At 28.1% G+C, this 24,681-nt stretch carries 17 protein-coding genes and 4 tRNA genes; 17 read left to right on the top strand and 4 right to left on the bottom strand.

Annotated features, from left to right (window positions below; translation table 11 throughout):
- The first annotated feature begins 355 nt into the window (after positions 1–355).
- The 12 genes from ilvG to Bsayi582_RS02995 all read left to right on the top strand — a co-directional run bounded on the left by ilvG (position 356) and on the right by Bsayi582_RS02995 (position 11,342).
- On the top strand, positions 356–1,996 hold the full coding sequence (gene ilvG, locus Bsayi582_RS03050; protein ID WP_500815740.1) for an acetolactate synthase 2 catalytic subunit: 1,641 nt from the start codon (positions 356–358) through the stop codon (positions 1,994–1,996).
- 2 nt (positions 1,997–1,998) lie between these two features.
- The gene (ilvM, locus tag Bsayi582_RS03045; protein WP_500815739.1) at positions 1,999–2,235 is read left to right on the top strand and encodes an acetolactate synthase 2 small subunit; all 237 of its coding nucleotides are present in this window, start codon (positions 1,999–2,001) and stop codon (positions 2,233–2,235) included.
- Between the two features lie 59 nt (positions 2,236–2,294).
- Positions 2,295–3,218: a branched-chain amino acid transaminase gene (locus tag Bsayi582_RS03040; RefSeq protein WP_500815738.1), complete on the top strand. Its 924-nt coding sequence runs from the start codon at positions 2,295–2,297 to the stop codon at positions 3,216–3,218.
- 84 nt (positions 3,219–3,302) lie between these two features.
- Positions 3,303–5,156, top strand: coding sequence for a dihydroxy-acid dehydratase (ilvD, locus tag Bsayi582_RS03035; protein WP_500815737.1), 1,854 nt, complete (start codon positions 3,303–3,305; stop codon positions 5,154–5,156).
- 8 nt (positions 5,157–5,164) lie between these two features.
- Positions 5,165–6,709 (top strand): threonine ammonia-lyase, biosynthetic, encoded by a 1,545-nt coding sequence (gene ilvA, locus Bsayi582_RS03030; protein WP_500815736.1) that lies wholly within the window; start codon positions 5,165–5,167, stop codon positions 6,707–6,709.
- A 60-nt stretch (positions 6,710–6,769) separates the two neighbouring features.
- Positions 6,770–8,251: a ketol-acid reductoisomerase gene (ilvC, locus tag Bsayi582_RS03025; RefSeq protein ID WP_500815735.1), complete on the top strand. Its 1,482-nt coding sequence runs from the start codon at positions 6,770–6,772 to the stop codon at positions 8,249–8,251.
- Between the two features lie 185 nt (positions 8,252–8,436).
- Positions 8,437–8,775, top strand: coding sequence for a thioredoxin (gene trxA / locus Bsayi582_RS03020; protein ID WP_500815734.1), 339 nt, complete (start codon positions 8,437–8,439; stop codon positions 8,773–8,775).
- Positions 8,776–9,225: 450 nt separating this feature from the next.
- On the top strand, positions 9,226–10,485 hold the full coding sequence (rho, locus tag Bsayi582_RS03015; RefSeq protein WP_500815733.1) for a transcription termination factor Rho: 1,260 nt from the start codon (positions 9,226–9,228) through the stop codon (positions 10,483–10,485).
- A 318-nt stretch (positions 10,486–10,803) separates the two neighbouring features.
- Positions 10,804–10,877: transfer RNA gene (locus tag Bsayi582_RS03010), tRNA-Arg, on the top strand.
- A 65-nt stretch (positions 10,878–10,942) separates the two neighbouring features.
- Positions 10,943–11,018: transfer RNA gene (locus Bsayi582_RS03005), tRNA-His, on the top strand.
- Positions 11,019–11,046: 28 nt separating this feature from the next.
- Positions 11,047–11,131: transfer RNA gene (locus Bsayi582_RS03000), tRNA-Leu, on the top strand.
- Between the two features lie 137 nt (positions 11,132–11,268).
- Positions 11,269–11,342 (top strand) — tRNA-Pro (locus Bsayi582_RS02995).
- A 166-nt stretch (positions 11,343–11,508) separates the two neighbouring features.
- Here the strand turns inward: Bsayi582_RS02995 and hemD are convergent.
- Positions 11,509–12,255 carry a uroporphyrinogen-III synthase gene (hemD, locus tag Bsayi582_RS02990; protein WP_500815732.1) on the bottom strand — a complete coding sequence of 249 codons (747 nt, stop codon included), beginning with the start codon at positions 12,253–12,255 and terminating at the stop codon, positions 11,509–11,511.
- A gap of 40 nt (positions 12,256–12,295) precedes the next feature.
- On the bottom strand, positions 12,296–13,213 hold the full coding sequence (hemC, locus tag Bsayi582_RS02985) for a hydroxymethylbilane synthase (RefSeq protein ID WP_500815731.1): 918 nt from the start codon (positions 13,211–13,213) through the stop codon (positions 12,296–12,298).
- Between the two features lie 1,046 nt (positions 13,214–14,259).
- Here hemC and dapF point away from each other — a divergent pair.
- From dapF to yigL, 4 genes are all read left to right on the top strand, one after another.
- The gene (dapF, locus tag Bsayi582_RS02980) at positions 14,260–15,087 is read left to right on the top strand and encodes a diaminopimelate epimerase (protein WP_500815730.1); all 828 of its coding nucleotides are present in this window, start codon (positions 14,260–14,262) and stop codon (positions 15,085–15,087) included.
- A gap of 204 nt (positions 15,088–15,291) precedes the next feature.
- Positions 15,292–16,017: a 5-amino-6-(5-phospho-D-ribitylamino)uracil phosphatase YigB gene (yigB, locus tag Bsayi582_RS02975; RefSeq protein WP_500815729.1), complete on the top strand. Its 726-nt coding sequence runs from the start codon at positions 15,292–15,294 to the stop codon at positions 16,015–16,017.
- A 2,545-nt stretch (positions 16,018–18,562) separates the two neighbouring features.
- Entirely contained in the window at positions 18,563–19,507 is a 945-nt protein-coding gene (corA, locus tag Bsayi582_RS02970; RefSeq protein WP_500815728.1) for a magnesium/cobalt transporter CorA, read from the top strand.
- Between the two features lie 387 nt (positions 19,508–19,894).
- Positions 19,895–20,704, top strand: coding sequence for a sugar/pyridoxal phosphate phosphatase YigL (yigL, locus tag Bsayi582_RS02965; RefSeq protein ID WP_500815727.1), 810 nt, complete (start codon positions 19,895–19,897; stop codon positions 20,702–20,704).
- A gap of 531 nt (positions 20,705–21,235) precedes the next feature.
- Here yigL and Bsayi582_RS02960 read toward each other — a convergent pair.
- Entirely contained in the window at positions 21,236–21,835 is a 600-nt protein-coding gene (locus Bsayi582_RS02960; protein ID WP_500815726.1) for a YhgN family NAAT transporter, read from the bottom strand.
- Positions 21,836–22,089: 254 nt separating this feature from the next.
- On the opposite strand from Bsayi582_RS02960, the gene asd reads away from it, so the two are divergent.
- Positions 22,090–23,199 (top strand): aspartate-semialdehyde dehydrogenase, encoded by a 1,110-nt coding sequence (asd, locus tag Bsayi582_RS02955; protein WP_500815725.1) that lies wholly within the window; start codon positions 22,090–22,092, stop codon positions 23,197–23,199.
- Positions 23,200–23,368: 169 nt separating this feature from the next.
- Here asd and Bsayi582_RS02950 read toward each other — a convergent pair whose 3' ends face one another.
- Positions 23,369–23,959 (bottom strand): NfuA family Fe-S biogenesis protein, encoded by a 591-nt coding sequence (locus Bsayi582_RS02950; protein ID WP_500815724.1) that lies wholly within the window; start codon positions 23,957–23,959, stop codon positions 23,369–23,371.
- Positions 23,960–24,681: the final 722 nt, after the last annotated feature.

The following is a 24,681-nucleotide window of genomic DNA, read 5'->3' as shown; positions in this document are numbered from 1 at the left end:
ATTGAAAAATTTAATTTTTTTCTTGTAATCAATAATTATTAAAGCTATGAAATACATGTAATTTACATTCATCGTTAAATATAAATAGTAAAACCTAAAAATTTAATATCAAGATAAATTTATTTTTTAAACGTGAAGATTATGATTATTTTGTTTTTAATAAAAAAGTAAAGTTTTAGATATTTCATTATATGTACAATGTTTTATAAATATCTTGTATTTGCTTGAATGTAATAACAATGTGTCATTTCCATATACTTCATAATTGATTTAAAAAAAATAAGATTCATTAAAAAAAATAAATGGTCTAATTAGATTATTATTTTATTCATACAAATTATATGAGGAAATAAATATGAACGGAGCTCAGTGGGTAATAAAAGCACTGAGAGATAAAGGTGTGGACATTATTTTTGGTTATCCTGGCGGCGCCATCATGCCAATATATGATGCATTGTTTGGATCTGAAGTAGAACATTTATTGTGTAGACACGAACAAGGAGCGATCATATCTGCTATTGGATACGCTAAAGCTACTGGAAAAGTTGGTGTGTGTTTTGCGACTTCTGGGCCAGGAGCTACTAATTTTATTACTGGATTGGCTGACGCATTGTTAGATTCTGTTCCTATAGTAGCTATTACAGGGCAGGTAGGGTTAAATTTTATGGGTACTGACGCATTTCAAGAGGTAGATGTATTAGGATTATCGTTAGCTTGCACTAAACATAGTTTTTTGGTTCGTTCCTTAGATATGTTACCAAATATTATTGATGAAGCATTTTCTATAGCTTCTAGAGGCAGGCCTGGTCCAGTATTAATAGATATACCAAAAGATATTCAGTTATCTACTGGAACACTGGAGTCTACTTATCGTATAAATACGAAACATATTTTCAGTATTAAAGGTGATTTCAAAAAAGCACGTACATTGATGCTGACATCAAAAAAACCAGTGCTTTATGTAGGAGGGGGAGTAGGTATAGCCAAAGCAGTAACTTCATTACGCACATTTATTGCTAAAACAAAAATACCTACTGTGGTGACGTTAAAAGGACTTGGAGCTCCAGATTATACAGAAGATTGTTATTTAGGAATGTTAGGAATGCATGGCAATCAAGCAGCCAATTTGGTAGTACAACAATGTGATTTATTGATCGCGATAGGAGCTCGATTTGATGATAGAGTAACTGGACAATTACATACTTTTGCGCCGCAAGCTAAAGTAATTCATTTAGATATTGATTTTGCGGAATTTAATAAATTACGATTAGCGCATGTTACTTTATTAGGAAATTTAAATGATTTACTGTCTGCATTAACACAGCCTTTATCTATTGATATGTGGAGAACGAATGTAAAATCTTTAAAACTGAAGTATCGTTGGTCTTATCAATCATCTGATGATAAAATTTGTGCACCAACTTTATTAAGAGAAATTAGTAAGCATGCCCCTTATAATACTGTGGTTACCACTGATGTTGGTCAGCATCAAATGTGGGTTGCTCAACATATGCAATTTAATAGTCCGGAAAATTTTATTACTTCTGGAGGACTCGGAACTATGGGATTTGGTACACCAGCAGCGATTGGCGCTCAAATTGGACAACCAAATTGTACAGTAATATGTGTTTCTGGTGATGGGTCATTTATGATGAATATACAAGAACTTGCTACAATTAAACGTAAAAGTTTACCAATTAAAATTATTTTATTAGATAACCAACGTTTGGGGATGGTGCGTCAGTGGCAACAATTATTTTTTAATAAACGTTACAGTGAAACTGAGTTGACAGATAATCCTGATTTTATTGTTTTGGCTAAAGCATTTGACATTCATGGATTATATATTACACGTACGTCTCAAATATTAGATGCAATTGATACATTATTTAAATATAAAGGACCTTTTTTATTACATGTATTAATTAATGAGTATGAAAATGTTTGGCCGTTAGTACCACCTGGTTCTTCAAATGATGCTATGTTGGAGCAATAATAATGGCGAATCATTCTTTATTTATAAAAGCTAGATTTTGTCCAGAAGTACTTGAACGTATTCTTCGGGTTATCCGTCATCGTGGATTTGAGTTACAGACATTAAATATGTTGTCATATAATACGTTGAATCATAAAAAAATAAATCTTTCTTTAACCGTCTCTAGTAATAGAGCGATACATTTGTTATATACACAATTAAATAAATTAATAGATGTGTATTATATTGAAATTCAATAAATTAACGCAATGAGTGACTTGATGTCTCTAAAATTTATATTAATAAAAGAAGATATTAAATGAATACAGTGAATTTTATTTGGTTCAATGGAAATATCATACCTTGGAAAGAAGCTAAGGTACATGTTATGTCTCATGCTTTGCATTACGGATCATCAGTATTTGAAGGGATGCGATGTTATCATTCATATAAAGGTCCGGTTATATTTCGTAGTCGTGAACATATACAGAGATTACATGATTCTGCAAAAATATATCGTATGCCCGTTTCCTGGAGTATCAATGAATTAATGCAAGCTTGCAGAATGATTGTTGTTAAAAATAATTTAACTAATGCATATATCCGTCCTTTAGTATTTATTGGAGATGTAGGTATGGAAATTAATCCTGCTCCTGGGTATACTACTGAAGTTGCTATATCGGCGTTTTCTTGGTCACCCTATTTAGGAGAAGAATCTTTGCAACAAGGAATTGATGTGATGGTATCTTCTTGGAATAGAGCACCAGCAAACACTTTTCCAAGCTTGGCTAAAGCTGGTGGAAATTATTTATCGTCTATGTTGATTAGTAATGAAGCTCATCGAAATGGTTATCAAGAAGGAATAGGATTGGATATATATGGTTATGTTTCAGAAGGTGCTGGAGAAAATTTGTTTGAAGTTAAGGATAATGTAATTTTAACACCGTCATGCAATTCTTCCATATTACCCGGAATCACACGTGATACTATTATGAAGTTAGCGATAAATATTGGTTTGGAAGTTCAGGAAAAAATATTATCTCGTGAATCTTTGTATACAGCTGATGAGATATTTATGTCTGGTACTGCTGCTGAAATCACTCCAGTACGTAGTGTAGATGGCATTCAGATTGGTGCTGGAACGTGTGGACCTATTACTAAAAAATTACAGCATTTATTTTTTGATCTGTTTACTGGAAAAACTGAAGATAAATGGAATTGGTTAGATACTGTTTATCAGTAATATTATCATTATAATATATATATGTAAATTAATTTTTAATAATTTAATTTATTTAAGATAAGGAATAAATACTCCGGAGTTTATATGCCTAAATATCGTTCTACTACTACTACACATGGTCGTAATATGGCTGGCGCTCGAGCATTATGGCGTGCTACAGGCATGACTACTGAAGATTTTAATAAAATGATTATCGCCGTCGTTAATTCATTTACTCAGTTTGTTCCTGGTCACATACATTTACGAAATGTAGGAACATTAGTGTCTGAACAGATTAATATTCATGGAGGAGTAGCAAAAGAATTTAACACTATTGCAATAGATGATGGAATCGCTATGGGACATGACGGCATGTTATATTCTTTACCATCCAGAGATCTTATTGCTGATTCTGTAGAATATATGATTAATGCCCATTGTGTTGATGCTATGGTATGCATTTCTAATTGTGATAAAATTACTCCTGGAATGTTGATGGCTGCATTACGTTTAAACATTCCGACTGTTTTTATATCAGGCGGTCCTATGGAATCTGGGACAATAAATTTATTCAATGAGGATATAAAAATAAATTTAGTTGATGCAATAACTTATGCTGCAAATCCAAACATTTCTGATATTGATCAACAAAACATTGAATCAAAAGCATGTCCTACGTGTGGTTCTTGTTCAGGGATGTTTACTGCGAATTCCATGAATTGCTTAGTAGAAGCATTAGGATTAGCTCAACCGGGTAATGGATCATTGTTAGCCACTCATTTTGATCGTAAAAAAATGTTTTTAAATGCTGGAAAATATATTGTTCATTTGGCTAAATCCTATTATGAAAAAGATAATTATTCTGTTTTACCTCGCAGTATAGCTAATAAACATTCTTTTGAAAATGCGATGATGTTAGATATTGCTATGGGTGGCTCTACTAATACTGTTTTGCATTTACTTGCTGCTGCACAAGAAGGAGAGATAGATTTCACTATGTCAGACATTGATAGATTATCTAGAAAAGTACCGCATTTGTGTAAAATAGCTCCAAATAGTCAAAAATATCACATGGAAGATTTTCATAGAGCTGGAGGGGTGATGGCTGTGCTTGGTGAATTATATCGTTGTAATTTATTACATGGAGATGCACGAAACATATTAAATAAATCTTTATCGGAAACATTATTAAGTTATGATATCATTTCTTGCGATGATATTGAATTAAAAAATATGTATGCTGCAGCACCAGCTGGCATACGTACCACGCAAGCGTTTTCTCAAAAAAATAGATGGACTTCATTAGATACAGATCGTTGTTTTGGATGTATTCGTTCTCGTACACATGCTTACAGTCAGGATGGTGGTTTAGCAGTATTATATGGTAATCTTGCTGTAGATGGTTGTCTTGTAAAAACAGCTGGTGTTCATATAAAACTCCAGAAATTTAGTGGTCCTGCTAGAGTTTATGAAAGTCAAGAAGAGTCTGTTCAAGCAATTTTAACAGGAGATGTGTGTTCTGGAGATGTGATCGTAATTAGATATGAGGGACCAAAAGGTGGTCCAGGTATGCAAGAGATGTTGTATCCAACATCTTTTCTTAAATCTATGAGTTTAGATTTATGTTGCGCTTTAATTACAGATGGTAGATTTTCAGGTGGAACATCAGGATTGTCCATTGGGCATATATCTCCAGAAGCAGCTAATGGAGGGGTAATTGGGTTAGTCCATAATGGAGACATAATTAGCATAAATATTAGTACTCGAAGTATTATTTTGGAAGTATCTGAAGATACTCTGGAAATGCGACGTAAAACAGAAATTGATCGAGGAACTAGAGCGTGGACTCCAACAAAGTATCGCAATAGAAGTGTATCTTTTTCTTTAAAAGCATATGCTAATTTAGTGACGAGTGCTGATAAGGGAGCAGTTCGTGATAGATCTAAATTGTTAGGATGATTTCATAGATGAATAAAAATCAATTTTTTCCTGATACACCATGTCCTGCAGAATACTTACGAGCAGCTTTACGTTCTCACGTATATGAAGTAGCTCAAGTAACTCCATTGCAAATTATGAATAAGTTATCACAACGTCTTGAAAATACAGTATTGGTAAAACGTGAAGATAGGCAGCCAGTACATAGTTTTAAGCTACGTGGAGCTTATGCTATGATTTCAAGTCTTAATACAATACAAAAATCTTCTGGTATTGTGACGGCTTCAGCGGGTAATCATGCTCAGGGGGTTGCATTTTCTGCTACTCATCTTGGTATTACATCTTTGATTGTTATGCCTACAAATACTGCTGATATAAAAATAGACGCAGTACGTAATTTTGGAGGAAAACCGTTATTGTGTGGGGGTAATTTTGATGAGGCTAAAGTTAAAGCTATGCATTTAGCAAGCAAGCATCAGTTAACTTTTATTCCTCCATTTGATCATCCTACAGTAATTGCTGGTCAAGGAACATTAGCTATGGAATTGTTGCAACAAGATGCTCATTTGGATCGTATTTTTGTTCCAGTAGGAGGTGGTGGATTAGCTGCAGGCATTTCTGTATTAATTAAACATCTTATGCCGCAAATTAAAGTGATAGGTGTTGAATCGGCAGAGTCAGCTTCTTTATGCGCTGCATTAGCGGCTGGAACTCCAGTATGGTTACATAAAGTAGGGCTATTTGCTGAAGGAGTAGCTGTTCGGTGTGTGGGAAATGAAACATTTCGTTTATGCCAAGAATATTTGGATGATGTCATTACGGTGGATAATGATGCAATTTGTGCTGCAATAAAAGATTTATTTGAAGACGTACGTGCTATTGCTGAACCTTCAGGTGCTTTAGCATTGGCTGGTATGAAGAAATATGTTCAACAATATGCGATACGCGGTGAAAGATTAGCGCATATTCTTTCAGGTGCTAATATAAATTTTCATGAATTACGTTATATTTCAGAACGTTGCGAACTAGGAGAACAACGAGAAGCTTTAATGGCAATTACTATTCCAGAAAAAAAAGGTAGTTTTTTAGAATTTTATAAAATATTGGGGAATCGAGCGGTAACTGAATTTAATTATCGTTATAATGGATCCAAAAAAGTTTGTATTTTTATTGGTATACGTTTACAGAACGGACTCTCTGAACGAATAAAAATAGTACAAGAAATACTTACTAATGGTTTTCATGTAGTGGATTTATCTGATGATGAAATGGCTAAACTACATGTTAGATATATGGTTGGAGCGCGTTTGTTTCAACCTTTACAGGAGCGTATTTTTAGTTTTGAGTTTCCAGAAGCTCCAGGGGCTTTATTGAAATTTCTTCATACTTTAGGTGCTAACTGGAATATTTCTTTATTCCATTATCGAAATCACGGTACTGATTATGGGCGTGTCTTGGCTGGATTTGAATTGTCTAATCAAAAAAAATCAGAATTTGAACAACATTTATCTAAATTAGGATATGAATGGCACGATGTAACAACTAATCCGGTATTTGAAGTATTTTTAAATTAACAAAGAATTTGTATTACACTTGTCAAATGATTTTTTAATATTATTTCACAGAGATATTTTATGACTAATTATTTTAATACATTAACTTTTATAGAAAAATTACGACATTTAGGAAAATGTCGATTTGTGAATCGCGAAGAATTTTCTGATGAAGTTAAGGCATTATTATCTAAAAAAATAGCTATAATAGGTTGTGGTTCACAAGGTTTAAATCAAGGTTTGAATATGAGAGATTCAGGTGTGGATATTACATATGTTTTACGACATGAATCTATTATTCATAAGAAAGAATCTTGGTTGAGAGCAATACGACATGGATTTCCTGTGGGAACTTATGATGAAATTATTCCAAAATCAGATGTCATCATTAATTTGACACCAGACAAATATCATTCATCGATAGTACAAGAAATAGAGCCTTTAATGAAACATGGATCTGTATTAGGTTATTCGCATGGATTTAATATTGTAGAGATTGGAGAAAAAATTCGTCAAGATATCACGGTTATTATGGTTGCTCCAAAGTGTCCTGGAACAGAAGTGCGTCAAGAATATCAACGTGGATTTGGAGTACCTGCTTTAATTGCCGTACATGAAGAAAATGATAGGTATAATATAGGTATGACTTTTGCAAAAGCTTGGGCATTTGCATTAGGTAGTCATCGTGCTGGAGTATTAGAGTCTTCATTTGTTGCAGAAGTTAAATCAGATCTTATGGGGGAACAAACTATTTTGTGTGGTATGTTACAGGCTGGATCAATTCTTTGTTTTGAATATATGATAAACAACGGTATTGATTGTGGGTATGCTGGCAAACTTATTCAATATGGATGGGAAGTAATAACCGAAGCATTAAAACAGGGAGGTATTACATTAATGATGGACCGGTTATCTAATGCTGCCAAAATACGTGTTTGCACGTTATCTGAAGAATTAAAAAATATTTTAAGCCCAATTTTTAAAAAACATATGGAAGATATACTTAATGGGTCTTTTTCTAGAGAAATGATATTAGATTGGAAAAATAATGATATTAAATTGCTTGGTTGGCGCAAAAAGACTAGTGAATTTGCATTTGAGCAGGTAGTAAGTTGTCAACAATATATTTCGGAACAAACTTATTTTGATCATGGTATATTGATGGTAGCTATAATAAAAGCGGGGGTAGAATTATCATTTGATACAATGGTAGCAGCTGGAATAGCACCAGAATCAGCATATTATGAATCGTTACATGAGTTACCTCTTATTGCAAATACTATAGCTCGGAAAAAATTGTATGAAATGAATATAGTAATTTCTGATACCGCAGAATATGGTAATTATTTGTTTTGTGATGCAGTGATACCTTTATTGAAAAGGACTATAATACCTAATTTAAAAAAGGGAGATTTAGGAGAATCACTTAAAAATATTGAAATAGATAATATTATTTTACGTGACATTAATACAATTATTAGAAATCATACAATAGAGAAGATCGGGATTAAATTAAGAAATTATATGAAAAACATGAAAAGTTTGTCATCTATTAATGTTTAAAATATAAACGCATATAACTATGTGTCATATACAGCGCATTTATTGTTTTTCACGAAATATATACCTTTTAGCAGTTCTAATTAAGATATATAGGTTTTAAATCAAAACGATAAAGTGTAATATTGTGTATAATTATATGAATATATATAGTGGTTGATGTAAATCGATAAAAATAAGGGGGATAGATGAATCGTCAATTTATATGTCTGACAGATTCTAATTTTAAAGAAAAAGTGCTTTATTCTACAAATGAAGAAAAAAAATTGTTTTTGATTGATTTTTGGGCTGAATGGTGTTCTCCTTGTAGAGCGATGATTCCTATTTTAGAAGATATAGCTTCTGAGTTTAATGATGTAGTAACAGTAGCAAAATTAAATATAGATGAAAATCCTATAACTACTAAAAATTATGGAATTAAAAGTATTCCAACTTTATTGTTCGTTCGGAATGGGACAGTATTGTTGACTAAGGTAGGTTTAGTATCTAAACAACAATTACAAGAATGTTTACAGATGTATATATGATTACTATTTTTTATACTTGTGTTTTTGAAATTTCTTTCATATCTTAGTAGACGTTTTATTAGGATTACAGTAGAATAGCGTTATCATTATGTTGCATGTTTGCTAATTATGTAGATAATTGGTTCGTGATGAAAATAGAATGTACGGTCTTCATGATAATAAGGGAGTTCGTAGATGTCGTCTAACATAATCAGTAAAATTGGTATTGGGATTTTTTGACGATAATGGTTATGATAAAATTACTGATAAAGTTTTCATAAGCTTGTTTTTTGTGACAGTTTAGTAGTAAATAAAAATTAATGTTTTCCCATGTTAGATATTTCTGGGCGTGGAAAAACAAAAAAGGTGATATTCATATTATGAATAAATTTATTATATTGCGTTATGCATCATGCATCATGTCTTGTTAATATCAACGGTATATACTCCAGTTTATAAGAATCTACAATTATGAATCTTACAAAGTTAAAAAACATACCAGTTTCCGAATTAGTACGCCTTGGGGAAGGTATGGGACTAGAAAATTTAGCGCGTATGCGAAAACAGGATATTATTTTTGCTATTTTTAAACAACATGCTAAAACTGGAGAAGATATTTTCGGAGATGGTGTATTAGAGATTTTACAAGATGGTTTTGGTTTTCTTCGGTCTAGTGATAGTTCTTATCTTGCTGGTCCAGATGATATTTATGTATCTCCTAGTCAAATTCGTCGTTTTAATTTGCGTACTGGAGATACGATTTCTGGAAAAATTAGGCCGCCAAAAGAAGGAGAGCGTTATTTCGCATTGCTTAAAGTTAGTGATGTAAATTATGATAAACCAGAAAATGCCCGTAGTAAAATTTTATTTGAAAATCTTACTCCATTACATGCTAATTCACGATTGCGTATGGAACGAGGAAATGGTTCTACAGAAGATTTAACTGCCAGAGTATTAGATTTAGCATCACCTATTGGGCGCGGTCAGCGAGGTTTAATTGTAGCTCCTCCTAAAGCCGGAAAAACTATATTGTTACAAAATATTGCACAAAGTATTAGTCATAATTATCCGGATTGTGTTTTAATAGTTCTTTTAATAGATGAACGTCCAGAAGAAGTGACTGAAATGCAGCGTTTAGTACATGGAGAAGTAATTGCATCTACATTTGATGAGCCAGCTTCTCGCCATGTACAAGTGTCTGAAATGGTAATTGAGAAAGCTAAGAGATTAGTAGAACATAAAAAAGATGTAATTATTTTATTAGATTCTATCACGCGATTAGCTAGAGCTTATAATACTATTGTTCCATCATCTGGTAAAGTATTAACGGGAGGTGTGGATGCTAATGCTTTACATCGTCCAAAACGTTTTTTTGGAGCTGCTCGTAATATGGAAGAAGGAGGAAGTTTAACTATTATAGCGACTGCATTAATTGATACTGGATCAAAAATGGATGAGGTGATTTATGAGGAATTCAAAGGAACTGGTAATATGGAATTGCATTTGTCAAGAAAAATAGCTGAAAAACGTGTTTTTCCGGCTATTGATTATAATCGTTCTGGAACTAGAAAAGAAGAATTACTTACCACTCAAGATGAATTACAAAAAATATGGATTTTACGTAAAATTATTCACCCAATGAGCGAAATTGATGCAATGGAATTTATGATGAATAAGCTCTCTATGACTAAAACTAATGACGAGTTCTTTGATATGATGAAGCGTTGTTGATGTGATACGATGCACGTGTTTTAATTGTAATGTATTTAATTAAGTGAAATTTGATATTGAATTTTTAATGATATTAGTATGTTACTAATATATTGGTATTGTATGTTAATGTTATAAAATAACATAACCAACCATTTGGTTATGTTATTATGCGTTCCTCATGTATCCGTTAATGATAATTTGTTTGTTGTGTTTCAGAGTGTATATAATTTAAATTATTATTTATATAATCATAAAAATTTTATATTTTAAAGTTATTAATTAGGATTAATTTGCAAAAAAAAACTAAGTAAAAGATGTATATATATACAATTATTGGCGTCCGTAGCTCAATTGGATAGAGCATTGCCCTCCGGAGGCAAATGTTTCAGGTTCAAATCCTGTCGGACGCGTTGATTCGTTTAAATTTTTACGAAAAATGTAAGATAGATGATAATCTATAATATAATATAATGTGGTGATTGTAGCTCAGTTGGTAGAGCCCTGGATTGTGGTTCCAGTAGTCGTGGGTTCAAATCCCATCAATCACCCCATGTTATATGTTGAATGATATGCAGTATAGCGAAGGTGACGAAACAGGCAGACGTACTAACTTCAGGAGTTAGTGTCTTTATAAGACGTAAGGGTTCAAATCCCTTCCTTCGCATAGGTTAATTTTATTACCTGTAAAATAATGAGTTATGAAAAATAAAAATAAAAATATTAATTATTATACATGAATATGTATATTATATAATAAAATAAAATAAAATTAAATATTCATATAAAAAGAAATAAAATTATCGGCGAGTGGCGCAGTTTGGTAGCGCTCCTGGTTTGGGACCAGTAGGTCGGAGGTTCAAATCCTCTCTCGCCGATAATTGTTGTGAGTTATATAAAAATAAAATAGTATTAGATATTTTAATATTTCATTTTAAAAGGAATTATTTGATATGATATTAATTTTAATTTAAAGTGATAATATTAATTGAATATTGTTCACGATAGTTACTGACTTTTTAATATATTTTATCTATCCATGTATTACTGACGCAATAATATGTGGGTGAGCGTATCATTATTTGCTGAATGTGTTATGATAATATCTGTCCAACCTAGATTTTTAGCTAATATAGCTAAACGTAGGCTTACTACTATTAATTTGCATCGTATTAACCATGATTTACGATAAAATTCAGGAATTAGATAATATAATTGTTTTAGTATTTCTCCAGAAGTAATCACTATTATTTTGATATTCAATTCTAGTAGTTTATAGTATTGTTTCTTTCCGTTGTATTGTAGTAATTGTCTGCTGTAACATTCGCAAGATGAAACTAACACTCCCCTTTTTTGAAGAACTTTATCTAAAAGAGTGCGACTATTATTTCCTCTGAGAATGAGTGCGCGTTTTCCATAACTGTGAATTAATTCGGGAAATTGCAACAAATTTTCGCTGGTTTCCTTATTTCGTGGATATTTTACTAATATTCCTGATAAATTATACATTTTTATACTGGTTGCGTGACCAATGGAAAAATATGTTAATTTAGTAGGCCAATGAGTGCCTATATTTAGTAAGTAACTATGAGCATATCTAATTGCATGTTGTGATACTATAAATAGAAAATCTCCTTCGTCGAGAAGATTCAGTTGTTGTTTTAATAAGAATAATGTTTTTCCGGTGGAAAAATAGATTAATGGGAAATGGTAAGCCAATTTACCTGCAGAAAGTAATTTACTTACTAATTGTTCTCCATGTGGAGACGGTCGAGTAATTAAAATGTTCATAATTAATTAAATTTTATTTAATAATATATATCCTATTGTATTAGGATAAAATATTTATTTTTTTAAATTGAATCAATAAATCTTCAGCAAGAATGAAGCCTAATTTTTCTGCTTGTTCTAAAGGTGCTCGTCCTTCAGTGCGAATAATTCTACTACCATCAGGCAAACCAATAAGTGCGCGTAACCATATTTGTTCTTTTTCAACTTCAGCATAACTAGCAATTGGGAATTGACAATAACTCTCTAAATAAGTAGTAACGGCACGTTCTGCGCTGATACGTAATGAAGTCTCTCTATGATATAAAGGGGACAACAAAGATAAAACATCAATGTCAGTTGAACGGCACTCAATGGCTATAGCGCCTTGTCCCATGGCCGGCAATAGGTTGGATGGGTCTATATGAGTACGAATGTATTTATTTAGTTTTAATCGTTTTAAACCAGCCACGGCTAAAATTATGGCATCGTATTCTCCATGTCGCAATTTTTTTAATCTAGTATCTATATTTCCTCGTAAATCGTTTATTATTACATCTGGGTGTTGTGCTCGTATTTGGCATTGTCTACGCAAACTTGATGTTCCTATTATTCCCCTAATAGGTAATTCATTGATATTAGAGTATTTTAAACTAACAAAAGCATCGCGAGGATCATTTCGTTTACATACAATCGGAAGAGTTAATTCATTTGGTAAGGGGACTGTAATATCTTTCATAGAATGCACAGCAATATCAGCACGTAGATTTACTAATGCGTGTTCTAATTCTTTAATAAATATGCCTTTTGTGATTTTATTTTTTGAAGTAGCATTTAAAAATTTATCTCCTGTTGTTATGATAGGTATTAATTCTATTTGTATAGTGGGGTGATAACGTTTTAATTCATCACAGACATATTGAGCTTGACAAATGGCGAGTCGACTTTTTCGAGTAGCAATTCGTAAAATTTTGGTATTCATTGTTATAATTATATTAATAGAATATATTATAAATAATATTTAGTTAATACGTACATAAAATATGTATAATTATAATATGTCAATATTTATTTAAAATGATAAAAATAACAATATATTCTATTAATTGATCAAAGAATTAGTTATAGTTATAATTAAATAAAAAATTTATACTTTAGTTGTATTTTTATATTATGTACGTTAATTTTTTAATTGTTAATGTTTATTAATATGGTAGAATTCATACATGTAGTTGATCGTATAAAATTACAGTGGTCTTAATTTTAATAAAATTAATCAATAACAGGTTTTATATTTCAAATTAATTAAAAAATTATATGAATTTACATTATATATTATATATACAATATATGATATTTTATTCTTATAATGTTATATTTTAAATTGTAATATTGTTTATTTTTATGAAGCTTCTTTTGTAATTAAATTTATTTAAAATCACTCATTTATAACAAGTATGTGATTTATTTGATTTAATAATATTGTATATTTTGATTTAATTTATTTTTTAAAAATATAAATATTATAATAAAATTAAAAAAATTATAATGGAAATTAATTGTTTTAACATATATTTTTTTATATAAAAGATATATGTGTGCTTTTTTTTGTAAAAATAGTAATTTGAGTTTTGAATTATTTAGATCAAAATTGTATTATTTGCAGTAATTTGTAATTTTTTTAAAAAATATTATATTGATATTGAAAAAATAATTATTATATAACGGTACATTATATATTTTAATGTATAAAAAATAAGTTTCCACAATATGTTGATAATTCAAATTTATAAAATGAAATGGTAATAAAAGAATTGTAAATATTATATAGCTGTATATTTTATACATTCCAAAATATATGTACGATTATTAATATTTATATAATTTAGTAAATATAAAATATTCTTTATAACCACAGACTAAATATTTTATTTGAGATAGTATTATACAATATGTTTTTAAATAAAAATTGTTGATGTATGCAATTACATCACATGCGTTTTGTCATTGAGTGTTTGTTTAAAAAATATGCGATTTACAAAAATGAATGGATTAGGAAATGATTTTGTAATTGTAGATTCTATAACGCAAAATATTTGTCTTACTCCTGAAAATATAAAATATTTATCCAATAGACATTATGGCATTGGGTTTGATCAATTATTAATAGTAGAGTCTTCTCATAATTCGAAAATAGATTTTCATTGTCGAATTTATAATGCAGATGGCACAGAGGTTAATCAATGTGGAAATGGTATTCGTTGTGTTGCGAAATTTGTTTTCACAAAAAAATTAACTAATAAACAAAATATTCACATTAGTACTCGTGCTAATAATGTGGTGGCATTATCCATAATGAATAACAACTGTGTATCTGTTAATATGGGCCTACCTATATTTGATCCAAAACTCATCCCATTTTATGCATCACAATATCAAAAGATTTACATTTTGTTTTTACCTACACAAGCAATACTATGTGGCATAGTTTCTATGGGTAATCCTCATTGTATTATTTTGGTGGAATCAACCAAAGTTATTCAAGTTTCTTCATTGGGATTAGCATTAGAAGATCATCACCGTTTTCCAGAAGGAGTTAATATAAGTTTTATGGAAATTATTAATCGTAATAGTATTCGATTACGAGTACATGAACGTGGCGTAGGAGAAACCAAAGCTTGTGGCACAGCTGCTTGTGCGGCTGTTGCTGTAGGTATTCAACAAGCGTTATTATGTGAGATAGTAGATGTAATATTACCAGGGGGTAATTTGTCAATACATTGGAAAGGGATGGGGTATCCATTATATATGATTGGTACAACATCATATGTATACGATGGATGTATTCACTTGTGAAAAAATAATATCTTTAAGTTTTAATTTTGTTAAAAACAACAATATATTTACTTTAATAAAATTTTACTTTATGAAATTTTTTCGATATGTGAGTGTTATTTGACATTTAAGTAATAAATATATATGTGATTTATATATTTATTAAAATTAAATTCTTGATTATTTTTAATAAAAAATATTAATAAATATATTAAGGTATAGTTTATGCGTTTTTATCGTAAATTACAATCTATATATGGCATAACTTTGGATTTAGATAATACATTATATAATAATTATTCAATAATTAATAAAGCTGAATCGGAGTCAGTTTTATTTTTACAAAAATATCATCCTGCATTATCTAAGATTCAAAAAAAAGATTATCGTATAACACGCAGAATCCTTCGCTGTGCAGAACCAAATATTTACCATGATGCAAATTATTGGCGTTGGAAGGCTTTAAAAATAACTTTATTGCAATCAGGGCTTAGCAAACACGATGCACAATTAGGAGCTGATTGTGCTATGGATATACTTATATATTGGCGTAATAAAATTAGTATTCCTATTAGTACTCATAATACATTATTAGCATTAAGTTCTAAATGGCCACTAATTGCAATTACTAATGGTAATGTAAATCCTATTTCTTGTGGATTACAAAGATATTTTTATGATGTATTCCGTGCTGGAACACATGGACGTGCTAAACCTTATACAGATATGTATTATTTAGCTGCAAGGCGTTTAGGAATACCTTGTAAAAATATTTTACATGTAGGAGATGATTTTCAGACTGATGTAAAAGGAGCAATATATTCGGGAATGCAGGCTTGTTGGGTGAATCAATATAATACGCTAGATACAAATAAGGTTTATTGGGCTGATTTAAAATTGTTACCACATTTAAAAGTTTCAAAATTAATGTTTTTAACACATTTATTATAAACTATATGTATAGTGATATATAGTTTTATTATGTATCGAAATATTTTATAAATGTCTACAATATTACTGATTGACTAAATAATAAATAAAGATCGGTAACAATTTTTAATGAAAAAATGTATTGGTGTTTTATATCTGGAGAGAATAGTAAAAAGTTAGAATATTAGTTAAGTATATTGTTTTTTTAAGATTAGTTAAAATATAAACTATATTCAATTATATCAGTTATTTTGATGAATAAGGTTTGTGTATTAATTGATATATGTAATTGTATTTAATATTTGATGATATTTAAAAAAGAATGACACTTAGATCAATAATTTTATAGAATAACAGTCATTTAATATTGTACTAATCATTATAAATATATTTTTATAAAAAAAGAAATTAAAATTTTTTAATAAAAATTGATCGTTTGTTATTTATAAAATAATTAATATGTTTATTTAATTTAAATAGAAAGTAAATATGCGGTGTATGTACTAAGTATTGCGTCGTATTAATGTGGGAAGAGATATGTGTTTAAAATGTTTAAAATTAAAAATAAATAGTGATTCATTAGAATTAATGTAGTTCAGAGAGTATTCAATGTATTAAGAAGTGTACCATATGATACGATACATAATACATGGTTGTCAGTTGATGGACTTGAAAGAGTTACTAAAATGTATATGATGTTATTGTTATGGTTTTTAATCATCTAATGTTTTGTGTTTTTATTTAAAGGTTTTTGTTGTTATGTTAGTGGATGCATTTCAAAATATTAATCAAAAAAAATAATATGATTGATGGATATTATTTATCATTAAAGCAAGGGTAATAGTTTGTAATTATTGGTGGTTTTAATTAATTTATTTATAAATAGAAGGAATCGTCAGTAAAAAAATCAAAATGATTTTTTTTAAAAAATTTAAATATATATATTATTAGTTTAAAATAGAATTACTGTTCTATTTTTTTTATATTTTGAAAACCGTGAATTTCGTTTACTCATGACAATAACATATGTTTTTAAAAATTATAGATGTGTGACAATAAAAGAAATTGCATGTTCATTTTTTTATTTTTTAATAAAAGTAATGAAATTTTGTTTATAACGAATAACTTAATAATTTAGAATAAATGATATAGTTTATTTAACAATAAAAATTTTATATAGGAATAGTTTTTCAATTTTTTGTTAAAATAAAATGTTGTTGAAAATATATTGTATTGAATATATAGAAGGATAGTATTATAAAAATAAAGAAATTAAAATTTTATTATTGTTTTTATATAGCTTATTAAAAAAAAATAATTATTAATCAATATAATGATGTTTATTTATGCATAATTAATCAATATTTTTGATGGAAAGATATTAGATGCATTTTAGAAATTGTTAATAAATATGCTAATTTAAATTGTTTTAGTACGTAAAAAAATAATTTGTTTGTTTTAAATGAAAATATTTATTATGGTTCTAAAAATTTTTTATTACTTTAATAAATATTAAAAGAGAATAATTTTTAATATATTACTTTCATACAATTAAATTTATTATATTCTTCAGAAGTTTGAACTATAAAATATGTATAAAAGCGCTAGAATGAACTCGGTATGAGTGTATGCAAAATGATTGAAGAGTTAGTATCAATATGGATAATGAATAAGTAATATAAAATTTCATCAGAAAAAAACTACGTAATACATATCTATTGTAACAATTTTTATTTGTTTTAGTAATTTAATTTTTAAAACTTGAAGAAAATATATTTAATTTGTATCTGAATTCGGGATTCGGTACAACATGTAGGATTATATACTTTGAAAATAGAATGTCATTAGATATTTATGATTTATAAAAAAACTTTTAGATTGCATATGTAATCTGCGATTAATTACAAAAATATTGTAATAACATACATTAATGAATGTATGTATAGTATCACAGGGTTTTTAGATAAATTAATAAATTAGTAGTTTAAAAATCAGTCATTTTATAAAAATTAATAGTAATTACATATACTGTCATTAATTTTTTGTGATGGATTATCAACGAGTTGTTTGGAAATATATATAATTATCTTTGTTAAAGATAAATATATTATTATTATATATATATCAAATTTCTATTTGATTAAATTATTAAAAAATTGTCACTCTGAATTTTTATTAGGTTGATATATAACTCGGATTTATCTATATTATATGTTGTGATAAAAAAGAATTTATCGAAAATATTGACAACTTTTTTATTCCAGGCATAACATGCGTGTTCTAATCTATATAGATGCATTTATAGTAATATTTTTAGTGAAGAATATTGATTGAGCGTTTAGCGAACTATCATAATAGTTAATAGATAGTTGCTTTGTAAACTATTCTAATTGTTTGTTGTAGATATTTATATTTGATTTTCAAGGACAGTTTTCATAACTATTTTGTTATGTAATGTATCTTATTTCAAAATTATGTGGTGTATAAGATTAACTGTTGATTATTAATTTTTGATTATTGTGATTCGATATGTCTTTATTTGTATCCGTTGAGGAATCAATAATATATGTTCAACATATTTCAATTAAAAAATAATCGTTTATTTCGTGTTAATGAAAAAGATGAAATTTTATTCTTAAACGATTTTATTTGGGTTGATTTAATAGATTTAAATGATGATGAATATAACTATATACAAAATATATTGGCTCATCAAAAAATAAAATTTTTTGAATTAGAAAATATTAATAAGACTATACGTTTTTTTCAGGACGAACATGGATTACATATTCGTTCTTTTTTCTTTGCGTATAATGATCAGGAACGAATAAATAATTCTGTTGTATTTTTTACTATTTATAACGGATGTTTGTATACTTCACGTAAAGAAGAATTTCCAGTATTTTGCATGTATCAAAAATATTTACATAATCATTTATTAATTAACGGGAATCCTTATGAATTATTATTAAATTTATTTGAGGTAAAACTCGATGATATGGCAAATAAAATAGAATATATGTATTCTACTTTAGAGACGTTAAGTTGTGTAATTATGAATGGACAACAGATTGATGAATATGATCATGCACTTTCTGATTTAGCTATATTAGAAAATATAAGTTGGAAAATACGTGTTAATTTATTGGATACTGAAAGAGCGATAAAATTTTTAATTCGCAAAGTTCCATTACCTATAGTACAATTGCAATATGCTAATGATATTTTAAATGATATAACATTGTTGTTGCCACATAATGAGTATGTATTTCATCAGATAAGTTCTTTAACTCAATCGGCAATGGGATTTATTAATATTGAACAAAATAGGATAATAAAAATTTTTTCTGTTGTATTTTTACCTCCAACTTTAATAGCTTCCAGCTATGGAATGAATTTTAAGTTTATGCCAGAGTTACAATGGGTGTTTGGTTATCCTAGTGCTATCGTTTTGATGATTTTAGCTGGACTTGCGCCTTATATTTATTTTAAACATAAAAATTGGTTATAAGAATTAATGGATAGTTATATGATATTTTTCATACATATAATTATTGTATTATTGACACAAATCATTTAGCAAATGTTTAATGATATTGAATGGATACTTAATTATATAATAGTGAGAAGATAAAATAGAGGGATTTTTGATAGTTGAATATTTAAAATTTATAATTTTTCTAATTCATGTAACTAAAGTAGTATATAAACAATAATTTAAATTACATACAAAATTGTGTTGACATTATCAATATATTTTAAATAGTTAAATAACATATCTGTGTTTATATAGATATCTTTATGTTAGGTTGATTTCTTTATTGATATTATGTTGTAATTATTTGTGTATAATAATTAATATTATTTCGATGAATAAAATAATAGAATGAGGTAATAAATGTTTCGCATTGTTGCGTCTGATTTAGATGGAACCCTGCTAACACCGGACCACCAATTAACACCTTTCACTAAAAGTATTCTTCGATTGTTAATCGCTCGTAATATTCATTTTGTTTTTGCTACTGGACGACATCACACGAATGTTATACAAATACAAAATGAACTTAAAATTAATTCCTATATGATTACTTCTAATGGAGCGAGAATACACAATGATTATGGAAAGTTAATTTCCTCTTACAATTTAGATTCTGAAATTGTATCTGATTTATTATATGTGGCATATAATGATACAAAGATTATTACTAATGTCTTTTATGGTGATAAATGGTTAGTTAATCGATATAGATTAGATCAAGATGATTTTGATAACGGATATGGGTCTAATTATCAAGTTTATCGAGAAGGTTCGCTGCCTTTAGATAGTATTTGTAAAATATATTTTACTAGTAATAATCATCAACGATTATTATCATTAGAAAAAGTATTGAATGCTCGCTGGGGATCGCGAGTTAATATTAGTTTTTCGTTATCTACATGCCTTGAAGTGATGCCAGGTGGGGTTTCCAAGGGATTTGCTTTAAGGCAAGTAGCTCAATTATTGGGATATCAACTTAAGGATTGTATTTCATTTGGTGATGGGATGAACGATAAAGAAATGTTATCGGTGACTGGTAAAGGATGTATAATGGAAAACGCTCTTCAGCGACTAAAAGATGCTTTACCATCATTGGAGATTATTGGTAGTAATAAAAATGAGGCGGTACCGCGTTATTTACAAAATATTTATTGCTTAAACACAATTTAGCGTATTTCAATAAAGTAACTATTATTCATAGATTAATTTTCAAAAAGAAATAGTATATGTTTTAGTTTTTATTAGACATATGATTATATGGTATATATATTTTATTTATGAAATATTTTATTATATAGTATGTAAGGTATATGAATAATTATAATAAAATTTTATAAACATAGTGTGATAAAGAAATAAAATTTTGAATAATTTACTTTATTACTAAAATATTTTAATGGTGCAAAATTATAAAACTCATTAATTAAAATTAATGAAAAGTATAACAATTACTATGTATAATATATATTATAGTTTTGACATATAAATAATACATGATACGAAAATAATATTCGTTATAAGCATAAATAATAGTTGTCGTCTGATAAAATATTTGTAATATGTCATGATTATGGCGATGACGACATAATTTGTATGTCTTTGGTAATTAGTCCATAATAAATATGAACATATAACTAAAAATATAAAATAAAACTATATATTATGTATAATTTATATATCAAAAATACGAATTTATCATTATTATGGTGATGTGTATAAATAACTACGAATGCCATCGAGTAGCATTTGAGTAGAAATCATTACTAATAATAATCCCATCAATCGCTCTAGCGCGCTAATACCTTTATTACCTAATAAACGAGAAAATATATTCGATAACATTAAAATTAACATGGATACCCCCCAAGCAACAATTAATGCTAAAATTATTAAATTAATTTGTTGAGGATATTGGTGAGATAGCAATAATAATGTTGCTAAGACAGAGGGACCTGCTACTAAGGGAATAGCGAGTGGAACTAAAAAGGGTTCTTCTCCGTCTGAAAATCCAGTATTATTTCCTTCTTCTGAAGGGAAAATCATTTTTATGGCAATTAAAAATAAAACAATACCTCCGGAAATTGAAACTGTTTCTGTATGTAAATTAAGAAATATTAAAATATGTTCGCCGACAAATAAAAATCCTAACATTAATAACAAAGCAATTATCATTTCTCTAATTATTATAATTTGACGTCGTTTTGGTTCTAAATCTTTTAATATTGACATAAAAATTGGTAAATTTCCTATAGGATCCATAATTAAAAACAGCAAAACAGTAGCTGATATCATTTCATTCATTATTATTTTCCCAGAAGTTACTTATATTTTATTTTATATACATTATATTTTGTATACAGTAAATTATAAACATTATTGTGAATGTGTTAAATGTATATTTTTTGATGTGTATATTATTATATACATTGAACCGTATGATTAAAACTTGATATAATGTATAACATATTTTTATATAAATGTTGCTATATTTTATATAATGTAAAATATATAATTTTTTTACTACAAAGTATTTAATAATAATTAAGAGATTAATAATGAAAAATGTTGGTTTTGTTGGTTGGAGAGGAATGGTAGGTTCAGTATTAATGCATCGTATGCAAGAAGAACGTAATTTTGATTCTTTTCACTCGATATTTCTATCTACTTCTCAAGTAGGAAAACGAGCTCCAAATATTCAAGGGCAACAAGATTTTTTTTTACAAGATGCTTGGAATATCGATTTTCTTAATTCATTAGATATTATCATTACATGTCAAGGTAGTTCATATAGTAATATTGTTTATCCAAAATTAAGAAAAATAGGATGGTCGGGATATTGGATTGATAGTGCTTCATCTTTAAGAATGAATGATGATGCAGTTATTGTTTTAGATCCTATTAATCAATCATTTATAGAAAAAAGTATGAGTAATGGGATTAAAACATTTGTAGGTGGAAATTGTACTGTAAGTTTAATGTTAATGTCTTTAGGAGGATTGTTTGCTCAAAATTTGATAGAATGGATTTTTACTTCTACTTACCAAGCAGCTTCTGGATGTGGAGCACGTGCTATACGTGAGTTATTAATACAAATGGGACAAGTGTATAATACAGTAACTGATTTATTAATGGCTCCTAAGATAGCGATTTTAGATATCGAAAAGACAATTACTAAATTTAGTAGAACTGATTCTTTATTGGTAGATTGTTTTAAGGTTCCATTAGTGGGTAATGTTATTCCATGGATTGGAGATTATATATGTGATGGTCAAACTCAAGAGGAATGGAAAGGTCAAGCAGAAACTAATAAAATTCTTAATACTACTTCTGAAATCATTACAGTAGACAGTTTGTGCGTACGTGTTAGTTCATTGCGTTGTCACAGCCAATCATTTGTTTTAAAACTTAAAAAAGATATTTGTTTATCAGAAATAGAGGTATTACTTCAGTCTCATAATACATGGGTAGAAGTAGTTTCAAATGATGCTATACAATCGTTAAAGAAATTAACACCTATAATGGTGTCTGGAACGCTTAATATCCCAATTGGACGATTACGTAAATTACATGCAGGTAACAAGTATATCTCAGCTTTTACTGTAGGAGATCAATTACTTTGGGGAGCTGCTGAGCCATTACGAAGGATGTTGGTTAAATTATTATGATGGTTTAAATTAATTTGTTTGTGTTATAAAATTTATTTGTATATATCGTATATAAGTAATATAGAAAATTTAATTATTCAATTTTTAATGTAAAGATCTGTGGCATGAATGTAATAAATTTGTTATTTTTTAGTTTGAAATTTTTAAAATTTAAATATTAAATTTTTTATTAGTAGTAAGAGTGGGATCCATGTTGATGTTGGGTAATATCTAATACTCCTTTTAATTTTGGAAAAAGTTTCTTTAGAGTGTTTTCTATTCCTTCTTTGATAGTATAGTTAGCCATCATACAACCATTACACCCTCCAGAAAATTGAATAATGGCTAATAAATCTTCGGTAATACGCACCAGAGATACACTGCCACCGTGTAGTTTCAACTGTGGATTGATTTGGTATTGTAATACATTTTGAACTTGTGCTTCCAGTGAATGATGATTTGTATCATGTTTTGTATTATTAGATTTTTTAGTAACATTAGGTGCTTTAATGGTAAGTTGAGCATCTAATTCATTAATTAACACGTCAATTAACGCATTTTCTAGAAAAGATATATACAGTTGATCTATATATATAGAGATAAGTTCAAATTTAATTACAGTATCGCTAGATTTAAATTCTTCTGGAGAACAAAAACAAACACCACATTCTGCATGAATTGTACCAGGATTAACTACAAATACTCGTATCTGGGTACCTGGTTTTTTATCACTTAAAAGTTTAGCAAAATGTTTTTGAGCAGCAGACGTTACATGAATCATTTATAACACCTAATTGTTAGTAAATATAAAAATTTAGAAACCAGATTATTAATAAATTATATAACAAAACATTTGAACTAAGTATATACATTTTCAATAAAAATTATTAATTATATATAGAGCATAAAGAGATTTAATGTGTATGAAAGCATTAAACTATTAATAAACAATATATTTATTGAATGTGTTGATTTAATATTTTAAAACTTAAATAAGTAATTAATAGGATGAATATGTGTTTATTAAAAATAATTATTAATGCTAAAATAAAAATATAATGATTTAAAAAAAAAATTAAATAGCCATAGTGGTTGTATTTATGAGTTACTAAATATACTGAATAAAATATTAATGATATTTTAAATTTTAAACTTAATTGTAAGTAATAGTTTTTTGGTTGTCAATAAAATTGACCGTATCTATTTTATTTTTTTAAAAAAAATTAACGCTATCATGGTAATGAATTTTAATTATTGTTTAATATTTTGATAGACTAATTTAGAATATTATTATGATTGAGGTAAAGAGTGGTGAGTTTGTTATATTTGATTCGTAAATATATTAAATAAATATTGACATATAATGTGTAATGTTTTTATTGTGTTGATAAATTTAATGAATAAAAATTTCATTTTAAATGATATGAATAGAACAATTACAAATTGGTATTAATATTTGAAATTTTTTGTATAAAAATATATTTTCAATAGTTTCTGTAAATT

The sequence above is a fragment of the Candidatus Blochmannia sayi (nom. nud.) genome, assembly GCF_059935855.1.
The sequence above is the reverse complement of the archived record's forward strand: the minus strand, read 5'-3'. Positions and strand labels throughout refer to the sequence as shown.

Excerpts from the sequence above, each read along its gene's own strand:
- ilvG (WP_500815740.1), top strand. The coding sequence starts at position 356 with ATGAACGGAGCTCAGTGGGTAATAAAAGCACTGAGAGATAAAGGTGTG.
- ilvM (WP_500815739.1), top strand. The coding sequence starts at position 1,999 with ATGGCGAATCATTCTTTATTTATAAAAGCTAGATTTTGTCCAGAAGTA.
- Bsayi582_RS03040 (WP_500815738.1), top strand. The coding sequence starts at position 2,295 with ATGAATACAGTGAATTTTATTTGGTTCAATGGAAATATCATACCTTGG.
- ilvD (WP_500815737.1), top strand. The coding sequence starts at position 3,303 with ATGCCTAAATATCGTTCTACTACTACTACACATGGTCGTAATATGGCT.
- ilvA (WP_500815736.1), top strand. The coding sequence starts at position 5,165 with ATGAATAAAAATCAATTTTTTCCTGATACACCATGTCCTGCAGAATAC.
- ilvC (WP_500815735.1), top strand. The coding sequence starts at position 6,770 with ATGACTAATTATTTTAATACATTAACTTTTATAGAAAAATTACGACAT.
- trxA (WP_500815734.1), top strand. The coding sequence starts at position 8,437 with ATGAATCGTCAATTTATATGTCTGACAGATTCTAATTTTAAAGAAAAA.
- rho (WP_500815733.1), top strand. The coding sequence starts at position 9,226 with ATGAATCTTACAAAGTTAAAAAACATACCAGTTTCCGAATTAGTACGC.
- hemD (WP_500815732.1), bottom strand. The coding sequence starts at position 12,255 with ATGAACATTTTAATTACTCGACCGTCTCCACATGGAGAACAATTAGTA.
- hemC (WP_500815731.1), bottom strand. The coding sequence starts at position 13,213 with ATGAATACCAAAATTTTACGAATTGCTACTCGAAAAAGTCGACTCGCC.
- dapF (WP_500815730.1), top strand. The coding sequence starts at position 14,260 with ATGCGATTTACAAAAATGAATGGATTAGGAAATGATTTTGTAATTGTA.
- yigB (WP_500815729.1), top strand. The coding sequence starts at position 15,292 with ATGCGTTTTTATCGTAAATTACAATCTATATATGGCATAACTTTGGAT.
- corA (WP_500815728.1), top strand. The coding sequence starts at position 18,563 with ATGTTCAACATATTTCAATTAAAAAATAATCGTTTATTTCGTGTTAAT.
- yigL (WP_500815727.1), top strand. The coding sequence starts at position 19,895 with ATGTTTCGCATTGTTGCGTCTGATTTAGATGGAACCCTGCTAACACCG.
- Bsayi582_RS02960 (WP_500815726.1), bottom strand. The coding sequence starts at position 21,835 with ATGAATGAAATGATATCAGCTACTGTTTTGCTGTTTTTAATTATGGAT.
- asd (WP_500815725.1), top strand. The coding sequence starts at position 22,090 with ATGAAAAATGTTGGTTTTGTTGGTTGGAGAGGAATGGTAGGTTCAGTA.
- Bsayi582_RS02950 (WP_500815724.1), bottom strand. The coding sequence starts at position 23,959 with ATGATTCATGTAACGTCTGCTGCTCAAAAACATTTTGCTAAACTTTTA.